Source organism: Acidiphilium sp. PM (assembly GCF_000219295.1).
In the GTDB taxonomy this organism is placed as follows: domain Bacteria; phylum Pseudomonadota; class Alphaproteobacteria; order Acetobacterales; family Acetobacteraceae; genus Acidiphilium; species Acidiphilium multivorum.
Map to the genome: position 1 here is coordinate 1 of NZ_AFPR01000164.1, position 725 is coordinate 725.

General features: G+C 75.0%; 1 protein-coding gene. It reads right to left on the bottom strand.

What is annotated here, in order from left to right; genetic code table 11:
• Positions 1 to 725 (bottom strand): DNA primase (locus tag APM_RS08055; protein ID WP_039888090.1); only part of this gene is annotated, 725 nt, incomplete at both ends.

The following is a 725-nucleotide window of genomic DNA, read 5'->3' on the forward strand; positions in this document are numbered from 1 at the left end:
TAGAGCGTGTCGGCCAGCGAGGGCACGGCGGCGAGGCGGGCGGCGAAGGCGGCGGCTCCCTCGCGGCGGATGAAACTGTCGGGGTCGTCGGCGCCGGGCAGGGTCAGCACCGCGAGGCCGCGATCGGGGGTGAGCTGCTTCAGGGCGAGTTCGATGGCGCGCAGGGCGGCGCGGCGGCCGGCGGCGTCGCCATCGAGGCAGAGGATGGGGCGCGGCGAGAGGCGCCAGAGTTCCTCGAGATGGGATTCGGTGAGGGCGGTGCCGAGCGGGGCGACGGCGCCCTCGAAACCGGCGGCGGCGAGCGCGATCACGTCCATGTAGCCCTCGACCACGATCAGCGCGGCGCCGGCGCGGATGGCGGGGCGGGCGGTGTCGATCCCGTAGAGGGTGCGGCGCTTGGAGAAGAGCGCGGTTTCGGGGCCGTTGAGGTATTTCGGCTGGCCGTCGCCGAGCAGGCGGCCGCCGAAGCTGACCATGCGGCCGGCGCGGTCGCGGATGGGGAACATCACGCGGCCGTAGAAATAGTCGACCGCGCCGCGCTCGCCCTGTTTCATCAGCCCGGCCTCGACGAGGCGGGATTCGGCGATGCCCTGGCGGGCGAGCGCCGCGCGCAGCGACCCCCTGCCCTCGCCCGACCAGCCGAGGCCGAAGCGGGCGATGGTCGGCGCATCGAGGCCGCGGGCGGCGAGATAGGCGCGGGCGGCCTCGCCCTCGGGCAGCGCGAG